Raw genomic sequence first — 1,084 nt, 5'->3', positions numbered from 1 at the left:
GAGGTGCTCATCAGCTCCCTCGCCATGCTCCGCAACAAGCACGCAGACCTGCCGTCGCGCAAGCACGGCAACCCCCCGCAGTAACCCTGCGAAGACTGCCAGAAGACGGAGACCCGCCACCCATGAGCACTCCCGCCGACACCCTCCTGCGCGTCGAGAAGGGCCACGCCGACCCCGAGGAGCTGGCCGCCATCACCGCGGTCCTGCTCGCCCGCGCGGCCGCCACCGGATCCGCGACGGGCAAGTCCCACCGCGTCGGTTCCACGGCCGGCTGGCGCCGCCTGGAGCGCACCCCGGGCTTTCGGGCCCCGCACAGCTGGCAGGGCTGACTCCCCTGATACGAAGGGCCCCGCAGATCTGGCGGTTTCTGGGGGTCGTCGCAACACGTGGTCGTGTTGATCAGGCCGCGAGCAGTTTATGCAGGCGCTCGGCTGGCGTTCCCAGCCGAGCGTTTTGCGTGGCCGGCCGGGCCTGGTAGACCGTTTCGTGGACCACGTGCATTTCCGGCCGGTCGGGGAACGTCCGGCGCAGACTCTCGCAGCTCTGTTCCGGGCTCCACTTCAGGTCCAGGCCGTCCTGGACGAAGTCCCGCAGCGCGGTGTTCTGGCCGATCTTCCCCGGCTTGGGGCGGGGCCGGCGGGCAGCCGCGCGGGCCGGCGTGCGCCACCGCTTCCCCGTCCGGGGGTTGATGCCGACAATCCGGCAAGCCTCCGCACTGCTCACACCCTGCTGCATGAGCTGAAGGTAGATGCGCCGTTCCTCGGTCAGGGCACGGCGACCCTGGTTGACCGAACGGTCCCGGACCTCGAAGTCCATCGCACCCCTTGAGCTGGGGTGTTGCGACGACCCCCAGAAGCCAAGCACCAGTGCGGGGCCCTTCCGCGTGCGCCCAGGCACGACCGCTCCCATGAGAAAGCCCCCGCACTCCGTCAGGATCAGGAGTACGGAGGCTTCCCGGCCGAACGTGCGCGGCCCGGCAGGGTTACCGCAGGCGTGCCATGAGTGCGTGTTCGACGAGCGTGATGAGGGCGCTCTTCGCGTCGGCGCGGTGGCGTGCGTCGGTGGTGATGATCGGTGCGTCGGG

The 1,084-nt window shown here is 70.0% G+C and carries 1 protein-coding gene and 2 pseudogenes; 1 reads left to right on the top strand and 2 read right to left on the bottom strand.

Features of this window, described 5'->3' with window-relative positions; translation table 11 throughout:
* Nucleotides 1-122 precede the first annotated feature (122 nt).
* Nucleotides 123-329 (top strand): acyl-CoA carboxylase subunit epsilon, encoded by a 207-nt coding sequence (locus tag AB0M62_RS34890; protein ID WP_366078339.1) that lies wholly within the window; start codon nt 123-125, stop codon nt 327-329.
* 139 nt (nt 330-468) lie between these two features.
* Here the strand turns inward: AB0M62_RS34890 and AB0M62_RS34885 are convergent.
* Together AB0M62_RS34885 and AB0M62_RS34880 are read right to left on the bottom strand one after the other, a co-directional pair.
* Nucleotides 469-816, bottom strand: a pseudogene (locus AB0M62_RS34885) (IS30 family transposase); the annotation flags it as partial.
* A gap of 166 nt (nt 817-982) precedes the next feature.
* A pseudogene (locus AB0M62_RS34880) lies at nt 983-1,084 on the bottom strand (ATP-binding protein); the annotation flags it as partial.

The sequence above is a fragment of the Streptomyces sp. NPDC051219 genome, from assembly GCF_040682335.1.
Taxonomy (GTDB): Bacteria; Actinomycetota; Actinomycetes; order Streptomycetales; family Streptomycetaceae; genus Streptomyces.
The sequence above is the reverse complement of the archived record's forward strand: the minus strand, read 5'-3'. Positions and strand labels throughout refer to the sequence as shown.

What these genes read in the sequence shown, in the direction of transcription:
- AB0M62_RS34890 (WP_366078339.1), top strand. Translation starts at nt 123, where the DNA reads ATGAGCACTCCCGCCGACACCCTCCTGCGCGTCGAGAAGGGCCACGCC.